Genomic DNA, 23,031 nt, shown 5'->3' with positions numbered 1-23,031 from the left:
GATGGCAGACGAAAGAGCACCCCAGAGAACCAGCAGCGGCCCGAGGAAGAAGCGTCCGTTCCAGCGTCGTAAAGTCTGCCGTTTCTGCGCAGACAAGCAGGTAACCATCGATTACAAAGATCCCCGTACCCTCCGTTACTTCGTTTCGGAGCGCGGCAAGATCATCCCGCGCCGTATTTCCGGCAACTGCTCCAAGCACCAGAGGGAAATCACCGAGGCGATCAAGCGCGCCAGGAACATTGCGCTGCTTCCGATTGCCGGCAGCCACGCAACCGCCTAGGTGCCGCTGACGGTGACTCCGTTGCAGGGGAAGATTTTAGATGTGATCAAGGGGAGCGTCGCCACGGTGACGCTCTTCCTTGCTTTCGTCTATCTCCCCGTGGTCGGCACCATCCCGGGGTTGTTCGCCTCGGCTCCGGCTGCATTCTACGCGGTCAAACGGGGCAGGGGGACGGGTGTTGCGGTAGTGCTGGCCAGCTGCGCCATTCTTCTTGGCGTCGGTGATCCGGCCGCGACGGCCATCTATCTATTACAGGCCGGCGTGCTGTCGCTTGCGCTTCCCGAGTTCCTGCTCAGGAACAAGGGGGGAGCCCGTTCCGTCATCTACTCGGTGGCGGTCACCATCACGGTCCTTTTGATCGCCGCGGTGGTGTACGGCATGGCCACCGGGGCCGACCTGCACGCGAAGATCAGTAAAGGCGTGCAGACGAGCATCAACCAGACCTCGCAGATCTACCAGAAGGCGGGCGTCAAGGGGGACGAGCTCAAGGCGCTGCAGGATTCGATGCACCAGGCCGGACAGCTGGTGGTCACCATCTATCCTGCGCTGGTCACCGTGGCCTACGGAATGATCGCCTGCATGAACCTGATGCTCCTTGCCGGGATAGCGGGGCGCCTGCGTATGCCGCTGTACGTCGGGGATTTCAGGAAGTACAAGAACCCGGAGCCGCTGATCTGGCTCCTGATCGTGGCCGGTTTTGGTACCCTGGTGCCGGAAACCATCGTGCACCTCGCCGCGCTGAACGTGCTCATAGTCCTGGGTGCTGTGTACTCGGCGCAGGGCTTCGCGATCATCAGCTTCTTCTTCAGAAAGCTCCAGGTTCCGGTCTTTATCAGACTTTTGGCAAGCCTGCTCCTGATCTTCCAGCCCATGATGGTGCTGGCGGTGGCGGCGCTGGGCGTATTTGATCTCTGGGCGGACTTCAGGTCCCCCAATAAACAGGAAAACCTGTAACTAACCAGGCTAGGAGGCAACACATGAAGGTCATTCTCAAAGAAAACGTTGAGCATCTCGGCAACATCGGCGACATCGTGAAGGTAGCACCGGGCTACGCCAGGAACTACCTGCTCCCGAAAGGCTTCGCCATCGAGGCTACCGAGAAGAACGCCAAGGCCCTCGAGCACGCTAAGCGTCACCTCGAGTACAAGAAAAACAAGGTTCTCGAAGCTGCCAAGCTGATCGCAGCCAAGATCGAGGGCATCACCCTTTCCATCGCACACCAGGCTGGTGCTGACGACAAACTCTTCGGCGCTGTCACCAACATGGAACTGGCCGAGCAGCTGAAAGCCGCTGGCGTTGAAGTGGACCGCAAGCGCATCGTGCTTGACGAGCCGATCAAGCACCTGGGCGAGTTCACCGCTGCAGTGAAGCTTCACCCGGAAGTGGCCGCTACCCTGAAAGTCGTGGTTACCAAGGCCTAAGCCTTGCTGCAAAACCGGCAGTTTTTGCAATAATGAAGGGCCGCCTCCTCAGGAGCGCGGCCCTTTTACGTTGGGCGGCGTGGTCGCCGCCACAGGGGGAGCCGTGAACATCGAGAAACACCACAAGCAGGACATCGCCACGCGGCAAGTAGAGACGGCGCTCTTGCTGTACTTCGCTCAGAAGGACCTCTTCAGTGTCATCACGTTGGCCGGGGCTGCCGAGGAGATTTTCGGACAGTTACTGCTGTTGCGTGAACCAGGGGAGAAACAGGGGGCTTTCAGGTCGGTACTGGAACTGCTGCGGCCGGCCAAAGCGCGCGCGACACGGGAACTGGCCGGGGCGCACGAGACCGATTTGTACGTGCACATGGACGTGAGGCATGAGGCGGAGTTCCTGCTGGGACGGGCGATAGACGCCTATTTTGCGCTTACCGGCGAGTTGAGCGGCAACATGCGGAAGTTCAACGAAGAGGTGAGGAGCAGGAGAGGGTAGGGGTGCTACTTTGCCTGTTCAGCGACGATCTTCTGCTGGTCCCCTCTCCCTCTGGGAGAGGGTGCCCGAAGGGCGGGTGAGGGGAGGTCGTCTCGCACCAGATTCCTCACCCTAGCCCTCTCCCAGAGGGAGAGGGGATTGCGGATGCTGCAGCCGAAGATCAGATCTGATTTACTTCTTGAACTTGGCGTCCTGGACCAGGACGTTGTAGCGGTAGCCGGAGCCGAAGTCGAGGTTGTTGTAAAGGGTGCCGGAAACGGTTACCACATCACCTTCCTTGGGAAGGTCCTTCGAAGTCACCACCAGGTCGTCGGTCTTCTTGGCGCTCGATCCGGTGCCGTCCGCCAGGTGAATCCAATTCCTCTTCATGATTTTCTGCGATACCCTCACCACGCGCCCGCGGACCACCACCGGCTTTTTCTCAAGTTTCTTGCTCTGGGCATAGATCTCCGCGATGGTATAGGCGTTGGCTCCCTTGGCCTTGGCTACCTTCTGTTTCTTGGCCGCGGGGGCGGCTGCTGCCGCCGGCGCTGCAGTCGCGGCCGGCGCCGCTTTGGCTGCCGGAGCGCCTTTCTGCGTCCCCGGGACTCCCTGGTGTACCGCCTTGATGGCGGAGGGGCTCATCTCGATCTTGTCGGCGTTGGCGAGGCCGCCCGAGAAGATCACCTTGTCGAACTTGCGGTTCAACCCCTTGCTGGTGAAGTTCTTCATCTCGAAGCCCGGCATGAGCGACAACTGCTGCCCGACCTTCACCTTGGTGAGCGGGATGGCAACCCACACCTTTTCGGAGCCGTTCTGCAGGTTGACGTAGGTATAGCCGCCGCCGTCCATGGTCTCCAGCACCTTGCCCGAAAGCGGTATTTCTTTGGGCTTGGCATCCGCAGCACCCACCTGGTGTGCCGTCAGCAGGGCGAAGACGAAGAACAGCGAAAGAAGATTTACGAGACGTTTCATGTAGTAACTCCTTGAAGGGATACTTTTGCTCCGCGCAGACTACTTTTTTCCCGTCCGAATGACAAGGTTTTTCTAGAAAAGGTGCAGGATGCCGTGTGGTTCCTGACCAGGCACGAAAAACTTCGACGCAAAGGCGCCGAGGCGCCAAGACGCAAAGGTAAGGGAGGATGTGTGCGGGCAGGGTTGCAGCTCAAAATTATCCCGTTATATTTGTGTGGTCACATTAAAGGTTTCGTGAACGCGTTACTGCGGGCGGTCCCGCAGGGGCGGAAGCAACGGCTGGCGCGGTGTTACGTGGGGCGCCAGTCCAATGGATAGGCGCGAAAGGGGGCATACATGAACAAGAAAGTAGGCGTGCTGCTTGTGCATGGTATGGGGACTTTGGCCGATGACTTCGCTCACGACATGGTCTACGAGTTGCGCGAAAGGATTTCCGGGCGCGGCTTGAATCGCGATGAAATCGCATGGCAGGGGGTCTACTGGGCTCCGCTTTTGTCCGCCAGGGAGCACCAGATCTGGGTCGACCTGGCGGCGAACAACGACCTCAACTGGGCGAAGCTGCGCAAGTTCTTCCTGAACGCCTTCGGTACCATGAGCTCCTACCACGCCTCGGGCAACCGCCCCGACAGCCTCTACCACAGAATTCACGGCGTGGTGCACCAGGGGCTCCAGCAACTGCGGGCGAAACTCGGGGACCAGGACAAACCGCTGATCATCGTGGCGCATTCGGTGGGGTCGGTGTTCATGTCGAACTACATCTGGGACCGGCAGAAGGGGTACGACCAGGAGCGCTACGGGAGCACACCCTTCGAGCGCATGGAGACCCTGACCGGTCTGGTCACGCTGGGGAGCAACATCCCGCTTTTCTGCGTGGACAAGGAGAACCTCTCTTGCATCGAGTTTCCACCGCCAACCCTTACTGAGCCGCTCAGGAAAAAGGCGAAGTGGCTGAACCTGTATGATTCGGACGACGTGCTGGGGTGGCCCCTGAAGCCGCTCAGTCCCAGCTATTCGGCGACGGTTTCCGAGGACATCGAGGTGAGTGTCGGCAACATCCTTACCTCATGGAATCCCGCCAACCACTCCGCCTATTGGAGTGACGAAACGGTGATCAAGCCGATGGTCTACTTGCTGAGCACCATTCTGGAAGCGACGCATGCACCGCCGACGGTCACGCCGGAGGCGCAGTCGGTTCCGATCGGGCAGTAGATAGATAGGTCAGGTAATTGAGTAAAAGCAAATCCCCCCTGTCCCCCCTTCGTGACAGGGGGGGACGTGAATTACCGGCCAGCACTTCGTGGAGCAAGCAAACCATCATCAGAGATAAAAAAAGGCGCTCGTTTGAGCGCCTTTTTCATTTCTATCTATTCCCTTCGGGAGTCTTACACGATCTTCTGCATGCCCTTCATGGCGGCGCGCAGTTCGGCGCCCACTTCTTCGACCAGGTGGCTGCGGATCTCGGCGTTCACGGCGACCAGCAACTGGTTGTCGACGCTGTTGTCTTTGACGTCGAGACCTTTGCCGATTACGTCGGTGCCGACCTTGCTCATGAAATCACCCAGCAGCGGGACGCAGGCATGGGAGAAGAGGTAGCAGCCGTACTCGGCGGTGTCGGAGATGACGCGGTTCATTTCGTACAGCTTCTTCCTGGCGATGGTGTTGGCGATGAGCGGAGTCTCGTGCAGCGACTCGTAGTAGGCGCTCTCCGGCTCGATGCCGGTCTGCACCATGGTCTCGAAGGCGAGCTCGACGCCGGCCTTCACCATGGCAACCATGAGTATGGCCTTGTCGAAGTATTCCTGCTCGGAGATCTCGCCGGCGCCCTCGGTCTTCTCGAACGCAGTCTGGCCGGTCTGTTCGCGCCAGGTGAGGAGCTTCACGTCGTCGTTGGCCCAGTCCTCCATCATGGTGCGGGAGAACTCGCCGCTCATAATGTCGTCCATGTGCTTCTGGAACAGCGGACGCATGATGTCCTTCAGCTCGGCGGCCAGCTTGAAGGCGACCAGCTTGCCCGGATTGGAGAGGCGATCCATCATGTTGGTGATGCCGCCGTGCTTGAGGGCCTCGGTGATGGTCTCCCAGCCGTACTGGATCAGCTTCACCGCGTAGGGGGCGGCGATGCCGTTCTGGGTCATCTTGTCGAAGCAGAGCAGCGCGCCCGCCTGCAGCATGCCGCAGAGGATGGTCTGCTCGCCCATGAGGTCGGACTTGACCTCGGCGACGAAGGAGGACTCGAGCACGCCGGCGCGGTCGCCGCCCTGGGCGGAGGCGATCGCCTTGGCGATCTCAAGGCCGTCGCCGTTGGGATCGTTCTCGCCGTGCACCGCGATCAGGGTCGGCACGCCGAAGCCGCGCTTGTACTCGGCGCGCACCTCGGAGCCCGGGCACTTCGGGGCCACCATGATGACGGTCAGGTCCTTGCGGATCTGGGTCCCTTCTTCCACGATGTTGAAGCCGTGGGCGTAGCTGAACACGGCGCCCTGCTTCATGAACGGGACGACGGTTTCAACGACATTGGTGTGCTGCTTGTCCGGGGCGAGGTTCATGACGATGTCGGCGCTGGGGAGCAGTTCCTCGTAGGAGCCGACCTTGAAGCCGTTGTCCACTGCGTTCTGGTAGGACTGGCGCTTCTGTTCGATGGCCTCTTTGCGGAGGGTGTAGGAGACGTCAAGACCGCTGTCGCGCATGTTGAGGCCCTGGTTGAGGCCCTGTGCGCCGCAGCCCACGATGACGATCTTCTTGCCTTTGACGTACTCGCAGCCGTTGGCGAACTCGGAAGCGTCCATGAAGCGGCAGGTGCCCAGTTCCTGAAGCTGGCGGCGCAGCGGCAGGGTGTTGAAGTAGTTCTGTCCCATCTTTCCCTCCTGAATATATAGTGTGGTGTGGTTACTGGCGAATGGTGGTGTGAAAGTGTGGCGAATGTATACTAAATTTCACATTGCGTAAATTGATTTGTTGTGCATATTGTGTTGCGTGTGGCGCAATGAGTGGCTGGTGGTATGGGAATGATGGAGGGGTGAATGGATCTGCGGGAACTGGAGATATTTCTTGCGGTGGCGGAGCTTAAGCATTTCGGGCGGGCGAGCCAGGCGTGCAACTTGAGTCCGTCGGCGCTGACGCGCACCATACAGCGCATGGAGGAGGAGCTGGAACAGCCTCTTTTCTTGCGCGACAACCGCACGGTTACCTTGTCTGCGGCGGGGGAGCGCTTTAAGGCGTACGCGCGGCTTTGCCTCAACGAGTGGCAGGGGCTGCGCTCTTCAATGAGGAACGAACAGACCGTGGCGGGGTCGCTATCTATATATGCGTCCATCACGGCGGTCTATAGTCTCCTCCCGGAACTGCTGGAGGCCTACCGGGAAAAATACCCGGAGGTGCAACTGGAACTGCGCACCGGCGCGGCGGAACAGGCGGTGGCACAGGTGCAAAGCGGGGAGATCGATCTGGCCGTGGCTGCCTTCCCGGACGGGCCGCGCTCGAACATCCAGTTCCTCCCCATCGTGACCATCCCACTTATCTTTATAGCGCCCAGACAGTCGGGTGCAGTCGAGGTGCCGGTCAAGGGGGAGTTGCTGGATCTCTCGCGCGCGCCGCTGGTGTTGCCGCAGACGGGTCTTTCGCGCAGGCGCCTGGACCAGTGGCTCAAGGAGCACCGCATCACCCCTAACATCACTTCGGAGGTGTCCGGCAACGAGGCGATCATCGCCATGGTGCGCCTTGGGTGCGGCGTCGGCATCGTGCCGCAACTGGTCCTGGAGCGGAGCCCATTCAGGGACGAGGTGGTCGTGCTGGACAACGCGCCGGTTTTGAAACCCTACGAGGTCGGGCTTTGCACTAGCAAGAGAAACCTGCAGCGACCGAGCGTGAAGGCGTTCTGGCAACTGGCTGAGGAAAGATCGGCTATGGCTTAAGCTGGAAGGGAACGGGAAGAATGGGAAGGCAACAGTCTGAAGGCTTGCTTTGCAGTATCCCTTTTATCAGCTTGTATCCCTGTTAGAGTGATTTGCTGTGAGTCTTTGCGGCTTTGCGTGAGGTGGTTTTCGCCTTGCCTTCGTTTCTCCCCTGTGCTATATAAGTTTGCTGTTTAAAATTCGCACGCCGCTGCAGCTATGCCGGTGGTGCCCGCAATGCGGGTTCCGGCATCGATGGGTGGCGGAGGGAAAACCAAAAGGAGAAGCAAAAATGTCGAACATCACCATGAAAGAACTGCTGGAAGCCGGCGTCCACTTCGGACACCAGACCAAGAGATGGAACCCGAAAATGAAGCCGTACATCTTCGGCGCTCGTAACGGGATCTACATCATCGACCTGCAGAAGACCGTAAGGCTCTTCAAAAACGCCTACAGCTTCGTCACCGACGCGGCCCAGGCTGGCGAGACCATCCTCTTTGTCGGCACCAAGAAGCAGGCCCAGGATTCCGTGGCTGAAGAGGCACAGCGTTGCGGGCAGTTCTACGTCAACGACCGTTGGCTGGGCGGCATGCTCACCAACTTCGCCACCGTAAAGCAGAGCATCGACCGTCTCAAGCGTCTCGACGCCATGATCGCTGACGGCACCATCGAGGCTTACACCAAGAAAGAGCAGCTCAAGCTCGCCAAAGAGCGCGAGAAGCTCGAGAAGACCCTGGGCGGCATCAAGGGTATGGGCAAGGTCCCGGGCGTGCTGTTCGTGGTTGACCCGAAGAACGAAGAAATCGCTGTCAGCGAAGCCAAAAAGCTCGGCATCCCGGTCGTCGCCATCGTCGACACCAACTGCGATCCGGACGACATCAACTACGTCATCCCGGGCAACGACGACGCCATTCGCGCCATCCGCCTGCTGACCAGCAAGATGGCTGACGCAGTCCTCGAGGGTGCTCAGGCTCGCAACGCCCGTCTCCAGACTGGCGCCGAGGAAGAGTTCTCCACCGAGGGCGAGGAAGTCGCTGAAGAGGTTACCGCAGAGGCCTAAGCCTCCCCATCCGCGGCAACCGCACCACCTTTCGATAACACAATGACTAAGAAACCCGCGCCGCCAAGGCGCGGGTGACTGTGGAGGATAACGTGAGCATTACAGCTGCACAGGTAAACGAACTCAGGAAAGTAACCGGCGCCGGCCTCATGGACTGCAAGAAGGCCCTGACCGAAACCAACGGCGATCACGAGAAGGCGATCGACTACCTGCGTACCAAGGGTCTGGCTGCCGCCTCCAAGAAGGCTGGCCGCGCCGCCACCGAGGGCCTGGTCGGCTCCTACATCCACGCCGGCGGCAAGATCGGCGTACTGGTCGAAGTCAACTGCGAGACCGACTTCGTTGCCAAGAACGAGAACTTCCAGGCTTTCGTGAAGGACATCGCGATGCACATCGCCGCAGCATCCCCGCTGTACGTCCGCCGCGAGGAAGTGCCTGAAGAGCTCATCGAGCGCGAGAAGGCCATCTACCGCGAGAAGGCCAAGGAGAGCGGCAAGCCGGCGGCCATCATCGAGAAGATCCTCGACGGCCAGATCAACAAGTTCTTCGGCGACATCTGCCTCCTCGAGCAGGCTTACGTGAAGGACCCGGACAAGACCATCCAGACCGTCCTCAACGAGACCATCGCTTCCATCGGCGAGAACATGACCATCCGTCGTTTCGCCAAGTTCGTGCTGGGCGAAGGGCTCGCCAAGAAGGAGAGCGATTTCGCGGCAGAGGTCGCCGCGGCGGCCGGCGTGTAACACGTTCCAAACGGAGCCGGCCATGAAAATGGGCGGCTCTTTTTTTATCTGCAGCAAGGCAAAAGGCGCTGCGCGGGAGGTTCTTGACCCGGCGGGCGCACCGCATGCGGTACGTCGCTGCGGAACCTGTTCTGCGTAAAGGCTTTTTGCCGTCAAGAAAAGGCAAGGTGACTACGATGGCAGAACCGTATTACAAAAGAGTACTTCTCAAGCTTTCCGGCGAGGCCCTGGGCGGTGAGCAGGGGTACGGCATCGACCCCAACACCATCACCGCAATCGCTCGCGAGGTGAAGCAGGTGGTTGACCTCGGCGTCGAGCTGTGCCTGGTGATCGGCGGCGGTAACATCTTCCGCGGCGTCGCCGCCTCCTCCAAGGGGATGGATCGCGCCAGCGCCGACTACATGGGGATGCTGGCCACCATGATCAACTCCCTCGCCATGCAGGACGCCCTGGAGAAGGTCGGCGTCGACACCCGCGTCCAGTCCGCCATCGGCATGGCCGAGGTCGCCGAGCCCTACATCCGCCGGCGCGCCATCAGGCACCTGGAAAAGGGAAGGGTGGTCATCTTCGGTGCCGGCACCGGTAACCCCTACTTCACCACCGACACCGCGGCAAGCCTGCGGGCCATGGAGATCGGCGCCGACGTGATCCTCAAGGGGACCAAGGTGGACGGCGTCTACTCCGCTGACCCCAACAAGGACAAGACCGCCACCAAGTACGGCACGCTCAGCTACCTGGAAGTGCTCAGGAAGGGGCTCCAGGTGATGGACGCCACTGCCATCTCGCTGTGCATGGACAACAGCCTTCCGATCATCGTGTTCGACGTGACGACCGACGGCAATGTCGTGCGTGTTGTCAACGGGGAACCGATCGGCACTCTCGTCAAAGAAGGAGAATAGACATGATCAAGGATGTCATCGCCGATATGAACGTCCACATGGACAAGACCATAGACTCCCTTAGGAAGGACTACCAGAAGGTCCGTACCGGTCGCGCCAGCACCGCGCTCCTGGACGAGATCAAGGTCGATTCCTACGGGACGCCGTCGCCGCTGAACCAGGTGGCTTCCCTTGCCGTTCCCGAGGCGCGCACCATCACTATCTCTCCCTGGGACAACAAGATGATCGCCCCCATCGAGAAGGCGATCATGAACTCCAACCTCGGACTCACGCCGGCCAACGACGGCAAGGTGATTCGCCTGGTCCTCCCGCCGCTCACCGAGGAGCGCCGCAAGGACATCGTCAAGCAGCTGAAGCGTGACGCCGAGGAGGCCAAGGTGGCCCTCAGGAACATCCGCCGCGACGCCATCGACAAGCTGAAGAAGCTCGAGAAGGACAAGCAGATCTCCGAGGACGAACTGAAGCGCGCCGAGAAGGACGTCCAGGACTCCACCAACAAGTACGTCGCCAAGTGCGACGAGGTGCTGGCCCACAAGGAAAAAGAGGTAATGGAGGTCTGACGGACCGACAGATCGGGGGGGAGCTTGCGCTCCCCCTTGAGCGTCTTTCGTCCGTCCGCCACCACTCCCTCAAGTGAAACCCCCGATCCAAAGGGGATTTTTTGTTTTCAGGATGCTCATGGACCACAGCTTAGACCCGAAGAAACTCCCGAAGCACCTCGCCGTGATCATGGACGGCAACGGCCGCTGGGCCAAGCAGCGCATGCTGCGCAGGATCGTTGGGCATCAAAAAGGTGTCGAGACCGTCCGGGTCATCGTCGAGGAATGTTCGCGCCTGGGGATCGGCTACCTGACCCTGTTCGCCTTCTCGGCGGAGAACTGGCTGCGCCCGAAGACCGAGGTCAAGGCGCTCATGGCGCTGTTGAAGCAGTACATCCGCAGTGAAACCACCCGGATGATGCAGAACAACATCCGCTTCAACGTGATCGGCAACCGCGCCGACCTCCCCGAGGACGTGAATCGGGAAATCCAGGCCACCATCGACAAGACGGCAGCCAACGACGGCATGCTGCTTACCCTGGCGCTCTCCTACGGCAGCCGCCAGGAGATCGTCGCGGCCGCCAAGCGGCTTGCCGGCGAGGTGGCGGCAGGAAGGCTCGCCCCGGAAGAGATCGACGAGAACGCCTTCACAGGGACCCTCTTCACTGCCGGGATTCCGGACCCGGACCTCCTGATCAGGACCAGCGGGGAGATGCGCATCAGCAACTTCCTGCTCTGGCAGCTTGCCTACGCCGAGCTTTACTTCACCGAGGTCAACTGGCCCGATTTCGACAAACACGAGCTGGCGCGGGCCTTCCGCGACTACCAGTCCAGAGAGCGCAGGTTCGGCATGACCAGCGAGCAACTGGTCGACACGCCGTCCTAGTCCATTTCCGGGGCTTGTCCCGAAGGAGTCCGCCATCAAACGACTAGCCACCGCAGCGGTCCTGCTGCCCCTCGTGATTGTTTTCATCCTGAAGGCGTCGGTATTCCAGTTCTCCCTGCTGGTGTCCCTGCTCGCCCTCCTGGGGCTGGACGAGTTCTACCGCATGGCGCTGCCGCAGCGCCGAGGCGAAGGAAGGGCGGCCGCCGTCGCCGGGGCCTGCGCCGTCTTCGCGGTCTTCTCCGCCTCGCCGGTGCTGCCGCTGTTCACCCTGACCGCCCTGGTGCTCGCCTTCACCCTGGTCGCCCTGTTCCGGCTCAAGGACATCAAGCAGGCCGCCCCCGACGTCGCGCTGGTGCTGATGGGCTTTCTCTACGTGCCGCTTTTGCTGGCGCACCTGGTGCTGGTCAGGGCGCTCCCCAACGGGGTCTCCTGGCTGTTCCTGATCATGGTGATCGTCATGGCCGGCGACAGCGCCGCCTACTACGTCGGCTCGACGCTGGGCAAGCACCGCCTTTACCAGGCGGTGAGCCCCAAGAAGAGTGTCGAGGGGGCGCTGGGTGGCCTCTCCGGCAGCGTCATCGGCGCAGTCATCGCCAAGTTCACCTTCTTCCCGGAGCTCTCCATCGGCGACTGCTGCGCCGCGGCGCTCCTTTTGGGTGTGCTGGGCCAGTTGGGCGACCTGTTCGAGTCGCTCATCAAGCGCAGTTGCGGCGTAAAAGATTCCGGCTCCATCATCCCCGGCCACGGCGGGGTCCTGGACCGGCTCGATTCAATTTTGTTCGCGGCTCCGGCAGCTTACTACTACGCCTTTTTCCTGTTTTAAGTGCGAGCGCAGCGCCTGGCGATGACACCGGCGCGATAAGCCCGCGAAGTCGACAAAAAAATCCGCTAGTTAGCCTGCTGTGCCACTTGACTTGAGACATCTGCGAGGGAAAATGAAAAACCTTACCATTTTGGGCTCGACAGGATCGATCGGGGTAAGCACCCTCGAGGTAGTCGCCGCACACCCGGACAAGTTCCGCGTGGTGGCGCTCACCGCGGGGGCAAACCTGGAACTTCTGAAGCAGCAGATCGAAACCTTCCAGCCCGACCTCGTCTCGGTGCTTACGGCCGACAAGGCCAAGGCGCTTAGCCGCTCCCTGAGCGGGAAAAAACCCCAGATCATGCACGGCGTGGAAGGGTTGATCGCGGCGGCCACCGCTTCCGACACCACCATGGTGGTAGCGGCCATCGTCGGCGCCGCAGGGCTCGTGCCGACCGCGGCGGCCATCATGGCCGGCAAGGACGTGGCGCTGGCCAACAAGGAGACCCTGGTCACCGCCGGGCACCTGATCATGAAGATGGTGCGCGAAAAGAACGTGTGCCTGTACCCGGTGGACAGCGAACACTGTGCCGTGTTCCAGTCCATGGCTGGCCACCGCACCGAGGACATCGCCCGGGTTATCCTCACCGCCTCGGGCGGCCCCTTTCTACACTGGGGCAAGGAGAAGCTCGCCAGCGCCACCGTGGCCGACGCGCTGAACCACCCCAACTGGAGCATGGGTAAGAAGATCACCGTGGACTCCGCCAGCATGATGAACAAGGGTCTGGAGGTGATCGAGGCACGCTGGCTCTTCGACATCCCGGTGGATCGGATCGCGGTCAACATCCATCCCCAGAGCATCGTGCACTCCATGGTCGAGTACATCGACGGCAGCGTCATGGCGCAACTTGGTGTGCCCGACATGAAGGGACCCATCGCCTACGCGCTCACCTATCCCGGGCGCGTCGCCTCGGGGGTGAAGCCGCTCGACCTCACGGCGCTGTCGGGGCTCACCTTCTTGAAGCCCGACACCGACCGTTTCCCGGCGCTGAAGCTCGCCTACGACGCGGTGCAGGCCGGGGAGAGCATGCCGGCCGTGATGAACGCGGCCAACGAGATCGCCGTCGAGAGCTTTTTGTCCGGCAGGATCGGCTTCATGGCCATCCCGGAGACCATCGCCAAGGTGATGGACCTGCACCCCCCCCGCTCCCTGCGCTCCATCGAGGAGGTGCTGGAAGCCGACCGCTGGGGAAGAAGGACCGCTAAAGAAGTTCTCGGCTGCACCAATTAACCTTTACCGCCTCGTCCGTCGCCTTATGCCGCTGGGCCGAGGCGCCGGGGTCTACCCGGCCATACCGACAGAGGGACCACATGAGCATATTCTGGGCCATCATCGCTCTCGGCGCGCTGATCTTCATACATGAGTTGGGTCACTTCCTGTTCGCCAAGGCCTTCAAGGTCGGGGTCGAGAAGTTCTCCCTGGGGTTCGGCCCCAAGGTGATCAGCAAGCAGGTCGGCGAGACCGAGTACCTGCTCTCGGCGCTCCCCCTGGGCGGCTACGTGAAGATGGTGGGGGAGGGTGAGGAGGTCGAACTCTCCGAAGAGGACCGCAAACGCTCCTTCGCCGACAAGCCGGTGCTGCAGCGCATTTGCATCGTGGCGGCCGGACCGGTCTTCAACCTTCTCTTCGCCTACGTCATCTTCATCGTCATCTACATGTTCCTGGGGGTTCCCGCCGTCACCACCAAGGTTGGCGAGGTGCTCCCGGACAAGCCGGCGGCGCGGGCCGGCATCAAGACCGGCGATGCCATCAAAAGCGTGAACGGCCGCCCGGTGACCCGGTGGGACGAGTTCGCCAAGATCATCTTCGACGGCAAGGCGGTGCCGGTGCAGCTCGAGGTGCAGCGCGGCAGTTCGCTCCTGAAGTTCACCATGGTGCCGGAAACGACCACCAGCAAGAACCTCCTTGGCGAAAAGGTGACCCGGCCGGTGATCGGCGTGGTCGCCGCAGGCGAGACCGTCACCGACCACTTCCCCCCGGGCGAGGCGATCGTCAAGGGGAGCGCCCAATGCTGGAACGTGATCGAACTGACCGTGCTCTCTTTAGTGCGCCTGGTGGAGCGGGCCATCCCGCTGGACAACATCGGCGGCCCGATCATGATCGTCAAGATGGCCGGTGAGCAGGCCGCGGCGGGAGGGGTGAGCTTCCTCGCCTTCGTGGCGCTGTTGTCGGTGAACCTGGGCGTTCTGAACCTCCTGCCGGTACCGATCCTGGACGGCGGGCACCTGGCCTTCTTCTTCATCGAACTCGTGACCGGAAAGCCGCTTTCCAAGAGGACCCGCGAGATCGCGCAGCAGGTGGGGCTGGTGCTCCTGATCAGCCTGATGATGCTGGCCTTCTACAACGACATCGCGCGCATGATCGCGAGCAAGGCGTAAACCTCGTGAAGATACTCACCGTCGACACCTCCAGCAACTGCTCCTCGGTCTCCCTGAGCGACGACGCGACGCTCTTGGGCGAGTGCCTGCTTGGCGAAGACCGCAGCAACTCCGGGCGCCTCATGGACTCCATCTCGAGCCTCCTCCAGGCGGCCCGGCTCACCCCCGACGGCCTCGACTGCTTCGCCGTTTCCCTGGGACCCGGTTCCTTTACCGGGGTGCGGGTCGGCATCGCCACCGTCAAGGGGCTCGCACTCGCCACCGGCAAACCCGTGGTGGGTTTTTCCTCCCTGGCCATGCTGGCGATGAACCTCCCCTACAGCTCGGAGCAGGTGGCCCCCCTGTTCGACGCCCGGAAGGGTGAGGTGTACGGCGCACTCTACCGCTGCGGCGCCCTTCCCGATGCCGTCGTTCCCGATACGGTGCTCTCCCCGCAGGACTTCCTTGCCCTGGTGAAGCATCCCACCATCTTCGTCGGCGACGGCGCCGTCCGCTACCGCGAAGTGATCCAGGAATCCCTCGGGGCGCTCGCCATCTTCCCTCCCTGGCACGCCAACCTGCCGCGCGCCTGCGCCGGTGCCGTCATCGCACGCGAAGCAGCCCGTGAGGGGAAGTTCACTCCGCTGGCCCAGTTGAACCCCACCTACCTGCGCGCGTCCGAGGCCGAGATCGCCAAGAGAAAGCGCGAGTCTGTTTAACGCCGTTTTAGCCAGTTGACACCTTGGTTTTAATGTATTATCGTGTCCCTTCCTACCGTTTCCGGTAACTGCTCTCAACTACTAAGCTTTTGGTAAGACCAACAGCCGGTTTGGCGATCCTGAACAAGGTTAGCGCCGGCGCAGGGAGAACTGCATGCGTAGCGACATGATCACACAAGGGCTGGAGCGCACCCCGCACCGCGCCCTTTTGAAAGGAACCGGCCTGCCGCAAAGCGAGATGGGGAAACCCTTCATCGGCATCGCCACCAGCTTCACCGATCTCATCCCCGGCCACGTCGGGATGCGTGACCTCGAGCGTTTCATCGAGAAAGGGGTCCACACCGGCGGCGGCTACTCCTTCTTCTTCGGCATCCCCGGCGTCTGCGACGGCATCTCCATGGGGCACAAGGGGATGCACTACTCCCTCCCCACCCGCGAACTGATCGCGGACATGGTCGAGTCCGTGGCCGAGGCGCATCGCCTGGACGGCCTGGTGCTCTTGACCAACTGCGACAAGATCACCCCGGGCATGCTCATGGCGGCGGCACGCCTGGACATCCCCTGCATCGTGGTCACCGCAGGCCCCATGATGAGCGGCCGCGGCGACGCCGGCCGCAAGTACTCCTTCGTCACCGACACTTTCGAGGCCATGGCCCGCTACAAGGCCGGCGTCATCGACGACGCGGAGTTGGCTCGCTGCGAGGAGAACGCCTGCCCGGGCATGGGCTCCTGCCAGGGGCTCTTCACCGCCAACACCATGGCCATCCTCACCGAGACCATGGGCATGAGCCTGCCGCGCTGCGGCACAGCACTCGCCGTCTCCGCGCTCAAGCGCCGCATCGCCTTCGCCTCCGGCGAGCGCATCGTGGACCTGGTGCGTGAGAACGTCACCCCGCGCTCCATCATGACCCGCGAGGCGTTCGAAAACGCCATCCGCGTCGACCTGGCGCTGGGGGGCTCCTCCAATACCGTGCTGCACCTCCTCGCCATCGCCCACGAGGCGGGCGTGGAGCTGCCGCTGAACACCTTCGACATCCTCTCCAAGACGACTCCGCAGATCGCCTCGATGAACCCCGCGGGCGAGCACTTCATGGAGGACTTGGACGCCGCCGGCGGCGTGGCCGGCGTCATGAAGCAACTGGGAGGCAAGATCCACGACTGCCCGACCCTGATGGGGCTTTCCACCAAGGAGATCGTGGCCAGCCTGAAAGGGGTGGACGAGGACGTCATCCGCCCGGTGGACGCGCCGGTCAAGAAGGAAGGGGGCATCGCCGTCCTCTTCGGCAACATCGCTCCCCAGGGCGCCGTCGTCAAGCAGTCCGGCGTGGGCGAGAAGATGATGCAGTTCACCGGCACCGCGCGCTGCTTCGACTCCGAGGACATCGCGATGGCCGCCATCATGAACGGCCAGATCAAGAGCGGCGACATGGTGGTGATCCGCTACGAAGGTCCCAAGGGTGGCCCGGGCATGAGGGAGATGCTGGCGCCGACCGCGGCCATCATGGGGCTTGGCCTGGGCGACTCGGTCGCCCTCATCACCGACGGGCGCTTCTCCGGCGGCACCCGCGGCCCCTGCATCGGCCACATCTCGCCCGAGGCCGCCGTGGGCGGTCCCATCGCCCTCGTCGAGGATGGCGATAAGATCGAACTCGACATTCCGTCCCGTTCCCTGAAGCTGCTCGTCAGCGACGAGGAACTGGCCAGCCGGCGCGCCCGCTGGGTCGCGCCCGAGCCGAAGATCAAGAAGGGTTGGCTCGCCCGCTATGCTAAGGTGGTCACTTCCGCCCACACCGGCGCCATTACCACCGCTGAATAAAACCCCGACCCCCTTTACCAAGGGGCAGAGGGAGGCCCTCCTTTCACCGGGGAGGGTCGGCCTCAGGGGAAGTCTTCATTACTAGTGATCCGGCGCTTACCAAGCGCGGGATCGATCAATAGCGGCAGGTTTCTGCCGCGGCATGGGGGTACTACATGAAGCTGAACGGAGCACGCATCCTGCTGGAGTGTCTCAAACGGGAGGGGGTCGACACGATCTTCGGTTATCCCGGCGGGACCGTCATCAACCTCTACGACGAGCTTTTCTCGTTCAAGGAGATCAGGCACATCCTGCCCAGGCACGAGCAGGCCGGCGTCCACGCCGCCGACGGCTACGCCCGCGCCACCGGCAAGGTCGGTGTCGCCATCGCCACCTCGGGGCCCGGCGCCACCAACACCATCACCGGCATCGCCACCGCCTACATGGACTCCATCCCGATGGTGATCATCACCGGGCAGGTCCCCACGGCCCTCATCGGCAACGACGCCTTCCAGGAAGCCGACATCATCGGCATCACCCGTCCCTGCACCAAGCACAACTTCCTGGTCAAAGACGTCAAAGACCTCGCCACCATCATGAAGAAGGCGTTCTACATCGCCCGCACCGGCCGTCCCGGCCCGGTCGTGGTCGATCTCCCCAAGGACGTCCAGATCGCCCAGACCGAGTTCCACTACCCCGAGAGCGTCGAGATCCGCGGCTACAAGCCGACCGTGGAAGGCCACCCCAAGCAGATCGAGAAGGCGGTCGGCATGATCATGCAGGCCAAGAAGCCGGTGATCTACGTCGGCGGCGGCGTCATCCTCGCCAACGCTGCGGCGGAGCTGGTCGCGGTGGCCAAACGCCTGGGCATCCCGGTCACCACGACGCTGATGGGCCTGGGCGCCTACCCGGAGAACGATCCCAATGCCCTCGGGCTTCTGGGCATGCACGGCACCTACTACGCCAACATGGCGGTGTCCCACTGCGACGTCCTGATCGCCATCGGCGCCCGGTTCGATGACCGTGTCACCGGCAAGATCGCTTCGTTTGCGCCGCACGCGAAGATCGTCCACGTCGACGTCGACCCCACCTCGATCAAGAAGAACGTCCGCGTTGACCTCCCCATCGTCGGCGACGTGCGCGACGTCCTCGTCAAGATGCTCAAGGTGGCCGACGAAATCGGCCCGGATGCGAAGGCCTGCCAGGCGGCACTAGCCCCCTGGATCGCCGAGATCGACGAGTGGAAGAAGAAACACCCGATGACCTACAAGCAGTCCGCTTCCGTGATCAAGCCGCAGTACGTGATCCAGAGGCTGCGCGCCCTGTCCGACCCGGACGCCATCGTGGCCACCGACGTCGGCCAGCACCAGATGTGGACCGCGCAGTTCTTCGGCTTCACCGCACCGAGGACGCTGCTCTCCTCCGGCGGCCTGGGCACCATGGGCTTCGGCCTCCCTGCTGCCATGGGGGCGCAGGCGGGCTTCCCCGAGCGCCAGGTCATGGTGGTCTGCGGCGACGGCGGTTTCCAGATGAACATGCAGGAACTCGCCACCATCGTGCAGAACCGTCTCAACGTAAAGATCGTCATTCTCAACAACAACTTCCTGGGCATGGTACGCCAGTGGCAGGAGCTCTTCTTCGACAAGCGCTACTCCTCGACCTGCATGGAACTTCCCATCGACTTCATCAAGCTCGCCGAGGCCTTCGGCGCCACCGGCCTGCAGGCCACCAAGGTGGAAGAGGTCGACGAGGTCATCAAGAAAGGGTTCGCCACCGACGGCCCCGTACTGATGGAGTTCAAGGTCGCACGCGAGGAGAAGGTGCTGCCGATGGTCCCGGCCGGCGCTTCGCTGACCGAGATGGTGCTTGCCAGCTAATTTGCCAACTGCCTTAGGAGGGTAATATGAGACATACCATTGCTGTTCTGGTCGAGAACGAGTTCGGCGTTCTCTCCCGCGTGGTCGGACTTTTTTCCGGGCGCGGCTTCAACATAGACTCGCTCACCGTGGCTCCCACCAACGACGAGGCGCTCTCCCGCATCACCCTGGTGACCCGCGGCGACGAGCAGATCATCGAGCAGATTACCAAGCAGCTCAACAAGCTGATCGACGTGATCAAGGTGATCGACTTCGAACCTGAGAACGCCATCGAGCGCGAGATGGTGCTGGTCAAGGTTTCCGCGGAGGATCAAAGCCGCGCTGAGGTGCTGAGGATCGCCGACATCTTCCGCGCCAAGGTCATCGACGTGACGCCCAAGTCCTACACCCTGGAGGCTACCGGGGCACCGGCCAAGGTGAGCGCCATGGTCGAGCTCTTGCGCCCCCTGGGGCTCAAGGAACTGGTCAGCACCGGCCCCGTCGTCATCGGGCGCGGCGCCAAGGCCTGGAAGGGGTAGCAGCTTCTTTTCATTGCATGAAAGGCCGTTTTCGGGCTATACTCCCGCTTTGGTGCGCAGGGGCCCGGAAACGGCCTTTTTCCGTCCCGGTTCCGCGGGGCGCCTCACCGGCTCCCACAGTTCCCGCACGACTACTTAACAAGAGGTACTAGATGCGCAACACAAATACCCCCGTCGCAGTCGAGGGGTACCCGTTCATCGCCGGTTTCGCCGCAGTTGCGGCCCTGCTGGCGCTGCTTGGCCAGTTCCTGCATTTCGGCTTTTTCATCCCCGCAGCGCTTTTCCTGCTGCTCGCCCTGTTCTCCGTCTTCTTCTTCAGAAACCCCGAGCGCACCACGCCTGCCGGTGAAAACGTCGTGGTTGCTCCTGCCGACGGCGAAGTGATCTTCCTCGGCAAGGTGACCGAACCGCACACCGGCGCCGAGATGGAAAAAATCAGCATCTTCATGTCCGTCTTCAGCGTGCACATAAACCGCGCCCCCATCACCAGCAAGGTGGTCGACTCCTTCTACAACAAGGGGAAGTTCTACGACGTGCGCGACGAGCGTGCGACCTTCGAGAACGAGCAGCAGGGTCTGGTGCTGGAATCGGCAAGCGGTTTGCGGATGGTGGTGGTGCAGGTTGCCGGGCTGATCGCGCGCCGCATCATCTGCTACGCCAAGGTGGGGGATCAGCTGACCCGCGGGCGCCGCTACGGTCTGATCCGTTTCGGCTCCCGGCTGGACGTGTACCTGCCGCTGGGGACGCGCATTGACGTAGTCATGAACCAGAAAACCGTTGCCGGTGAAACCGTGCTGGGGATACTGCCGTGAGCGAAGAGAGACCGAAAGTAGAAAGGGAAGGGATGCGCAAGGGGATTTACATCCTCCCCAACCTGTTCACCGCCGGAAGCCTGTTCGCCGGCTTTTACTGCATGGTGTCCACCGTGAACGGCGACTACCGCACCGCCGCGCTGTGGATCCTGGCCTCCTCCATCTTCGACGGTCTCGACGGCAAGGTGGCACGCCTGACCGGCACCGCCAGCAAGTTCGGGGTCGAGTTCGACTCGCTGGCCGACGTGGTTTCCTTCGGCGCCGCGCCGGGGCTCCTCATGTACTGCTGGGCCTTGAAGCCCTTCGGGCGCCTGGGGTGGCTGGCCGGATTCCTGTTCCTCGCCTGCGCGGCGCTCAGGCTGGCGCGCTTCAACGTCCAGGTGGAAACGGTGGAAAGCAAGCGCTTCGTCGGCCTCCCCACGCCGGCTGCTGCCAGCATGGTCTCGGCCACGGTGCTGTTCTTCTACCACATGGGGTGGCCCGCCTCGTACAACAAGCTCGCCATCCTGGTGCTGATCTACTTCCTGGCCCTGCTCATGGTGTCCAACGTCAAGTACTACTCCTTCAAGGATCCCAGCCTGATCAAGAGGCAGCCGTTCGCCATCCTCGTGCTGGCCGTGCTGCTTCTGATCGTGATTGCCGCTGAACCGGTGATCATGCTCTTCACCATCTTCATCTGCTACATCCTCTCCGGTCCCATCGGCTTCCTTGTCACGTACCCGCGCCGGCGTCGCCTGGAGCGCGCCATGCACCGCGGCCACGAGGGGATGAAGAAGAACCATTAACGGCAGGTTCTACGTTCTAGGTTCTACGTTCTACGTTAACCAGAACGGGGGATGTGCCGGCAGGTCGAATTGGAGTTTTACGCGATCAAAAGAACACGGCGTTGTCATTGCGGCAACGCCGTTTTAGTACCGGCTTTACGAAAATAAAACAAAAAGCGCTTGACAGCCGTCGGCGCCTTTTCTATTATCTCCCGAAACTAAAGGCAGTGATGAGGAGTAGTAGCCTTTCCCTTCCCCTACAGAGAGCCGGTGGTTGGTGCAAACCGGTGAGGAAGCAGGTGAACTCGCCTTGGAGCCGTCGTGGTGAACAACGGTCGTTCTATTTTCCTGAAAGGGGAGCGACTGCTGCTAGCTGCGGCCGTCGGCCCGCGTAAAGGGCGCAAGAGGTCCGTCTACCAGACGGATGAATGAGGGTGGTACCGCGGAAGCTTTCAAAGCCTTCGCCCCTTACTGGGGCGGAGGCTTTTTTATTTCGGCCTGCTGGTTTTTGCCACCCGGTCTGTTTTAATTAGCAGGCGGGGAAGGGCAGGCTAACGAAGCAGCATAACCACACAAGGGGGAAGCGCAAGTGAACAACACGGAACCGAAGACCATCAAGATCTTTGACACCACACTCAGAGACGGGGAGCAGTCCCCGGGCGCCAGCATGAACATCGAGGAGAAACTCCGCCTTGCCAAGCAGCTCCAGAAACTGAACGTGGACGTCATCGAGGCGGGTTTCCCGATCGCCTCCGAAGGGGATTTTGAGGCGGTGAAAAAGGTGGCCCAGACCATCAAGGGGCCGGAGATCGCCGGTCTTTGCCGCGCCGGTTTCAAGGACATCGATCGCGCCTGGGAGGCCCTGAAGTACGCCGAGGACAAGGGGCGCATCCACACCTTCATCGCCACCTCCGACATCCACATGAAGTACAAGCTGCAGATGACCCCGGCCCAGGTGCTGGAGGCGGCAGTGAAAGGCGTCAAGCGCGCCCGCTCCTACACCGCCAACGTCGAGTTCTCCTGCGAGGACGCGGTCCGCACCGACCTCAAGTTCCTCGCCGAGGTGGTGGGTGCGGTCATCGACGCCGGTGCCACCGTGGTCAACATACCCGACACCGTCGGCTACACCATACCCTTCGAGTACTTCAACATCATCAAGTACCTGAAGGACAACGTGAAGAACATCGACGATGCCGTCATCTCGGTACACTGCCACAACGACCTCGGCCTCTCGGTGGCCAACTCCATCGCCGCCGTCCAGGCCGGTGCGGGGCAGGTCGAGTGCACCATCAACGGCATCGGCGAGCGCGCCGGCAACTGCTCCCTGGAAGAGTTCGTCATGGCCATCAGGACCCGCGGCGACATCCTCCCCTTCAGGACCAACGTGGTCACCGAGCAGCTTACCCCGGCCAGCCGCCTGCTCACCCAGGTAACCGGCATCGCCGTGCAGCAGAACAAGGCCATTGTCGGCGCCAACGCCTTTGCCCACGAGGCGGGCATCCACCAGCACGGCATGCTGATGGACAAGTCGACCTACGAGATCATGACCCCCGAGTCGGTCGGCCTCAAGGCGAGCGCGCTGGTGCTCGGCAAGCACTCCGGCCGCCACGCCTTCAAGAAGAGGCTGGAGGAACTGGGGCACGACCTGGACGAGGAAGCGCTGAACAAGGCGTTCACCCGCTTCAAGGCCCTCGCCGACCTGAAAAAGGAGGTCTACGACGAGGACCTCGACGCCATCGTCGCCGACCAGACCAAGAAGATCGACGAGAAGTACAAGCTCTCCCACATCACCGTGACCTGCGGCTCCTTCGCCGTCGCTACCGCGACCGTGCAGATGGAGATCGACGGCATGCAGGTGCGGACCGCGGAACTGGGCGACGGCCCGGTCGACGCGACCTTGAAGGCGATCAAGAAGCTCGCCAAGCGCGACGCGCAGCTTTTGCAGTACAACGTGGGCTCCATCACCGGCGGCACCGATGCCCTCGGTGAGGTCACCGTGCGCATCACCGAAGGGGAGCGCAACCCCGTCATTGGCCGCGGTTCCTCCACCGACATCATCGAGGCCTCTGCCAAGGCCTACATCGACGCGCTGAACCGGCTCTACTTCGCCACCGACCGCGACGTCGAGTCGCTTTAAAACCTAAAAGCGGAACGCAGAGGA

The 23,031-nt window shown here is 61.9% G+C and carries 23 protein-coding genes and 1 other annotated feature; of the genes, 21 read left to right on the top strand and 2 right to left on the bottom strand.

Annotated features, from left to right (window positions below):
• The first annotated feature begins 1 nt into the window (after position 1).
• From rpsR to H7687_RS19715, 4 genes are all read left to right on the top strand, one after another.
• Positions 2 to 280, top strand: coding sequence for a 30S ribosomal protein S18 (gene rpsR / locus H7687_RS19730; RefSeq protein ID WP_183350613.1), 279 nt, complete (start codon positions 2 to 4; stop codon positions 278 to 280).
• Positions 281 to 292: 12 nt separating this feature from the next.
• Complete coding sequence (locus H7687_RS19725) at positions 293 to 1,234, top strand: YybS family protein (protein WP_183350612.1); 942 nt, start codon at positions 293 to 295, stop codon at positions 1,232 to 1,234.
• A 23-nt stretch (positions 1,235 to 1,257) separates the two neighbouring features.
• The gene (gene rplI / locus H7687_RS19720) at positions 1,258 to 1,701 is read left to right on the top strand and encodes a 50S ribosomal protein L9 (RefSeq protein WP_183350610.1); all 444 of its coding nucleotides are present in this window, start codon (positions 1,258 to 1,260) and stop codon (positions 1,699 to 1,701) included.
• A 103-nt stretch (positions 1,702 to 1,804) separates the two neighbouring features.
• Entirely contained in the window at positions 1,805 to 2,194 is a 390-nt protein-coding gene (locus tag H7687_RS19715; protein ID WP_183350608.1) for a hypothetical protein, read from the top strand.
• 171 nt (positions 2,195 to 2,365) lie between these two features.
• Here the strand turns inward: H7687_RS19715 and H7687_RS19710 are convergent, their stop codons facing one another.
• On the bottom strand, positions 2,366 to 3,148 hold the full coding sequence (locus tag H7687_RS19710) for a DNA-binding protein (RefSeq protein ID WP_183350606.1): 783 nt from the start codon (positions 3,146 to 3,148) through the stop codon (positions 2,366 to 2,368).
• 336 nt (positions 3,149 to 3,484) lie between these two features.
• Here H7687_RS19710 and H7687_RS19705 point away from each other — a divergent pair, with 336 nt between their 5' ends.
• Positions 3,485 to 4,357 carry a hypothetical protein gene (locus tag H7687_RS19705; RefSeq protein WP_183350604.1) on the top strand — a complete coding sequence of 291 codons (873 nt, stop codon included), beginning with the start codon at positions 3,485 to 3,487 and terminating at the stop codon, positions 4,355 to 4,357.
• 173 nt (positions 4,358 to 4,530) lie between these two features.
• Here H7687_RS19705 and ilvC read toward each other — a convergent pair whose 3' ends face one another.
• Entirely contained in the window at positions 4,531 to 6,003 is a 1,473-nt protein-coding gene (gene ilvC / locus H7687_RS19700; protein ID WP_183350602.1) for a ketol-acid reductoisomerase, read from the bottom strand.
• 165 nt (positions 6,004 to 6,168) lie between these two features.
• Between ilvC and ilvY the strand changes: the two genes are divergently transcribed.
• From ilvY to H7687_RS19620, 16 genes are all read left to right on the top strand, one after another.
• A complete protein-coding gene (ilvY, locus tag H7687_RS19695) occupies positions 6,169 to 7,059 on the top strand; it encodes an HTH-type transcriptional activator IlvY (RefSeq protein ID WP_183350599.1) in 891 nt (296 codons plus the stop codon).
• A 271-nt stretch (positions 7,060 to 7,330) separates the two neighbouring features.
• Positions 7,331 to 8,098, top strand: a complete 768-nt coding sequence (rpsB, locus tag H7687_RS19690; protein ID WP_183350597.1) for a 30S ribosomal protein S2 — start codon at positions 7,331 to 7,333, stop codon at positions 8,096 to 8,098.
• Positions 8,099 to 8,190: 92 nt separating this feature from the next.
• Positions 8,191 to 8,841, top strand: coding sequence for a translation elongation factor Ts (gene tsf, locus H7687_RS19685; protein ID WP_183350596.1), 651 nt, complete (start codon positions 8,191 to 8,193; stop codon positions 8,839 to 8,841).
• Between the two features lie 176 nt (positions 8,842 to 9,017).
• Positions 9,018 to 9,740, top strand: coding sequence for a UMP kinase (gene pyrH, locus H7687_RS19680; RefSeq protein WP_183350594.1), 723 nt, complete (start codon positions 9,018 to 9,020; stop codon positions 9,738 to 9,740).
• A 2-nt stretch (positions 9,741 to 9,742) separates the two neighbouring features.
• Complete coding sequence (gene frr, locus H7687_RS19675; protein ID WP_183350592.1) at positions 9,743 to 10,300, top strand: ribosome recycling factor; 558 nt, start codon at positions 9,743 to 9,745, stop codon at positions 10,298 to 10,300.
• A 118-nt stretch (positions 10,301 to 10,418) separates the two neighbouring features.
• The gene (gene uppS, locus H7687_RS19670; protein ID WP_183350590.1) at positions 10,419 to 11,165 is read left to right on the top strand and encodes an undecaprenyl pyrophosphate synthase; all 747 of its coding nucleotides are present in this window, start codon (positions 10,419 to 10,421) and stop codon (positions 11,163 to 11,165) included.
• Positions 11,166 to 11,199: 34 nt separating this feature from the next.
• A complete protein-coding gene (locus H7687_RS19665) occupies positions 11,200 to 11,988 on the top strand; it encodes a phosphatidate cytidylyltransferase (RefSeq protein ID WP_183350658.1) in 789 nt (262 codons plus the stop codon).
• A gap of 112 nt (positions 11,989 to 12,100) precedes the next feature.
• Positions 12,101 to 13,258, top strand: a complete 1,158-nt coding sequence (locus tag H7687_RS19660; RefSeq protein WP_183350588.1) for a 1-deoxy-D-xylulose-5-phosphate reductoisomerase — start codon at positions 12,101 to 12,103, stop codon at positions 13,256 to 13,258.
• 80 nt (positions 13,259 to 13,338) lie between these two features.
• The gene (gene rseP, locus H7687_RS19655) at positions 13,339 to 14,406 is read left to right on the top strand and encodes an RIP metalloprotease RseP (RefSeq protein ID WP_183350586.1); all 1,068 of its coding nucleotides are present in this window, start codon (positions 13,339 to 13,341) and stop codon (positions 14,404 to 14,406) included.
• A gap of 5 nt (positions 14,407 to 14,411) precedes the next feature.
• Positions 14,412 to 15,104, top strand: a complete 693-nt coding sequence (tsaB, locus tag H7687_RS19650; protein ID WP_183350584.1) for a tRNA (adenosine(37)-N6)-threonylcarbamoyltransferase complex dimerization subunit type 1 TsaB — start codon at positions 14,412 to 14,414, stop codon at positions 15,102 to 15,104.
• A gap of 154 nt (positions 15,105 to 15,258) precedes the next feature.
• Positions 15,259 to 16,920: a dihydroxy-acid dehydratase gene (gene ilvD, locus H7687_RS19645; RefSeq protein WP_183350582.1), complete on the top strand. Its 1,662-nt coding sequence runs from the start codon at positions 15,259 to 15,261 to the stop codon at positions 16,918 to 16,920.
• A 155-nt stretch (positions 16,921 to 17,075) separates the two neighbouring features.
• Positions 17,076 to 18,776, top strand: coding sequence for a biosynthetic-type acetolactate synthase large subunit (gene ilvB, locus H7687_RS19640; protein ID WP_183350580.1), 1,701 nt, complete (start codon positions 17,076 to 17,078; stop codon positions 18,774 to 18,776).
• Positions 18,777 to 18,802: 26 nt separating this feature from the next.
• Positions 18,803 to 19,294, top strand: coding sequence for an acetolactate synthase small subunit (ilvN, locus tag H7687_RS19635; RefSeq protein WP_183350578.1), 492 nt, complete (start codon positions 18,803 to 18,805; stop codon positions 19,292 to 19,294).
• 152 nt (positions 19,295 to 19,446) lie between these two features.
• A complete protein-coding gene (locus H7687_RS19630) occupies positions 19,447 to 20,106 on the top strand; it encodes a phosphatidylserine decarboxylase family protein (RefSeq protein WP_183350576.1) in 660 nt (219 codons plus the stop codon).
• A gap of 32 nt (positions 20,107 to 20,138) precedes the next feature.
• Positions 20,139 to 20,891, top strand: a complete 753-nt coding sequence (gene pssA / locus H7687_RS19625) for a CDP-diacylglycerol--serine O-phosphatidyltransferase (protein ID WP_183350656.1) — start codon at positions 20,139 to 20,141, stop codon at positions 20,889 to 20,891.
• A gap of 197 nt (positions 20,892 to 21,088) precedes the next feature.
• Positions 21,089 to 21,342, top strand: a binding site (T-box leader).
• Positions 21,343 to 21,459: 117 nt separating this feature from the next.
• Entirely contained in the window at positions 21,460 to 23,007 is a 1,548-nt protein-coding gene (locus H7687_RS19620) for a 2-isopropylmalate synthase (RefSeq protein WP_183350574.1), read from the top strand.
• Positions 23,008 to 23,031 lie beyond the last annotated feature (24 nt).

It is taken from the genome of Geomonas paludis, from assembly GCF_014193585.1.
Lineage (GTDB): Bacteria > Desulfobacterota > Desulfuromonadia > Geobacterales > Geobacteraceae > Geomonas > Geomonas paludis.
Note: the sequence above shows the minus strand (reverse complement) of the source record. Positions and strands in the feature narration are given on the sequence as shown.

Bases quoted from the DNA above. Each gene is read 5' to 3' on its own strand.
- frr (WP_183350592.1), top strand. From the start codon at position 9,743: ATGATCAAGGATGTCATCGCCGATATGAACGTCCACATGGACAAGACC.
- H7687_RS19630 (WP_183350576.1), top strand. From the start codon at position 19,447: ATGCGCAACACAAATACCCCCGTCGCAGTCGAGGGGTACCCGTTCATC.
- pssA (WP_183350656.1), top strand. From the start codon at position 20,139: ATGCGCAAGGGGATTTACATCCTCCCCAACCTGTTCACCGCCGGAAGC.
- rpsB (WP_183350597.1), top strand. From the start codon at position 7,331: ATGTCGAACATCACCATGAAAGAACTGCTGGAAGCCGGCGTCCACTTC.
- ilvY (WP_183350599.1), top strand. From the start codon at position 6,169: ATGGATCTGCGGGAACTGGAGATATTTCTTGCGGTGGCGGAGCTTAAG.
- rpsR (WP_183350613.1), top strand. From the start codon at position 2: ATGGCAGACGAAAGAGCACCCCAGAGAACCAGCAGCGGCCCGAGGAAG.
- ilvB (WP_183350580.1), top strand. From the start codon at position 17,076: ATGAAGCTGAACGGAGCACGCATCCTGCTGGAGTGTCTCAAACGGGAG.
- H7687_RS19660 (WP_183350588.1), top strand. From the start codon at position 12,101: ATGAAAAACCTTACCATTTTGGGCTCGACAGGATCGATCGGGGTAAGC.
- pyrH (WP_183350594.1), top strand. From the start codon at position 9,018: ATGGCAGAACCGTATTACAAAAGAGTACTTCTCAAGCTTTCCGGCGAG.
- rseP (WP_183350586.1), top strand. From the start codon at position 13,339: ATGAGCATATTCTGGGCCATCATCGCTCTCGGCGCGCTGATCTTCATA.
- ilvN (WP_183350578.1), top strand. From the start codon at position 18,803: ATGAGACATACCATTGCTGTTCTGGTCGAGAACGAGTTCGGCGTTCTC.
- ilvD (WP_183350582.1), top strand. From the start codon at position 15,259: ATGCGTAGCGACATGATCACACAAGGGCTGGAGCGCACCCCGCACCGC.
- H7687_RS19705 (WP_183350604.1), top strand. From the start codon at position 3,485: ATGAACAAGAAAGTAGGCGTGCTGCTTGTGCATGGTATGGGGACTTTG.
- H7687_RS19710 (WP_183350606.1), bottom strand. From the start codon at position 3,148: ATGAAACGTCTCGTAAATCTTCTTTCGCTGTTCTTCGTCTTCGCCCTG.
- uppS (WP_183350590.1), top strand. From the start codon at position 10,419: ATGGACCACAGCTTAGACCCGAAGAAACTCCCGAAGCACCTCGCCGTG.
- rplI (WP_183350610.1), top strand. From the start codon at position 1,258: ATGAAGGTCATTCTCAAAGAAAACGTTGAGCATCTCGGCAACATCGGC.
- ilvC (WP_183350602.1), bottom strand. From the start codon at position 6,003: ATGGGACAGAACTACTTCAACACCCTGCCGCTGCGCCGCCAGCTTCAG.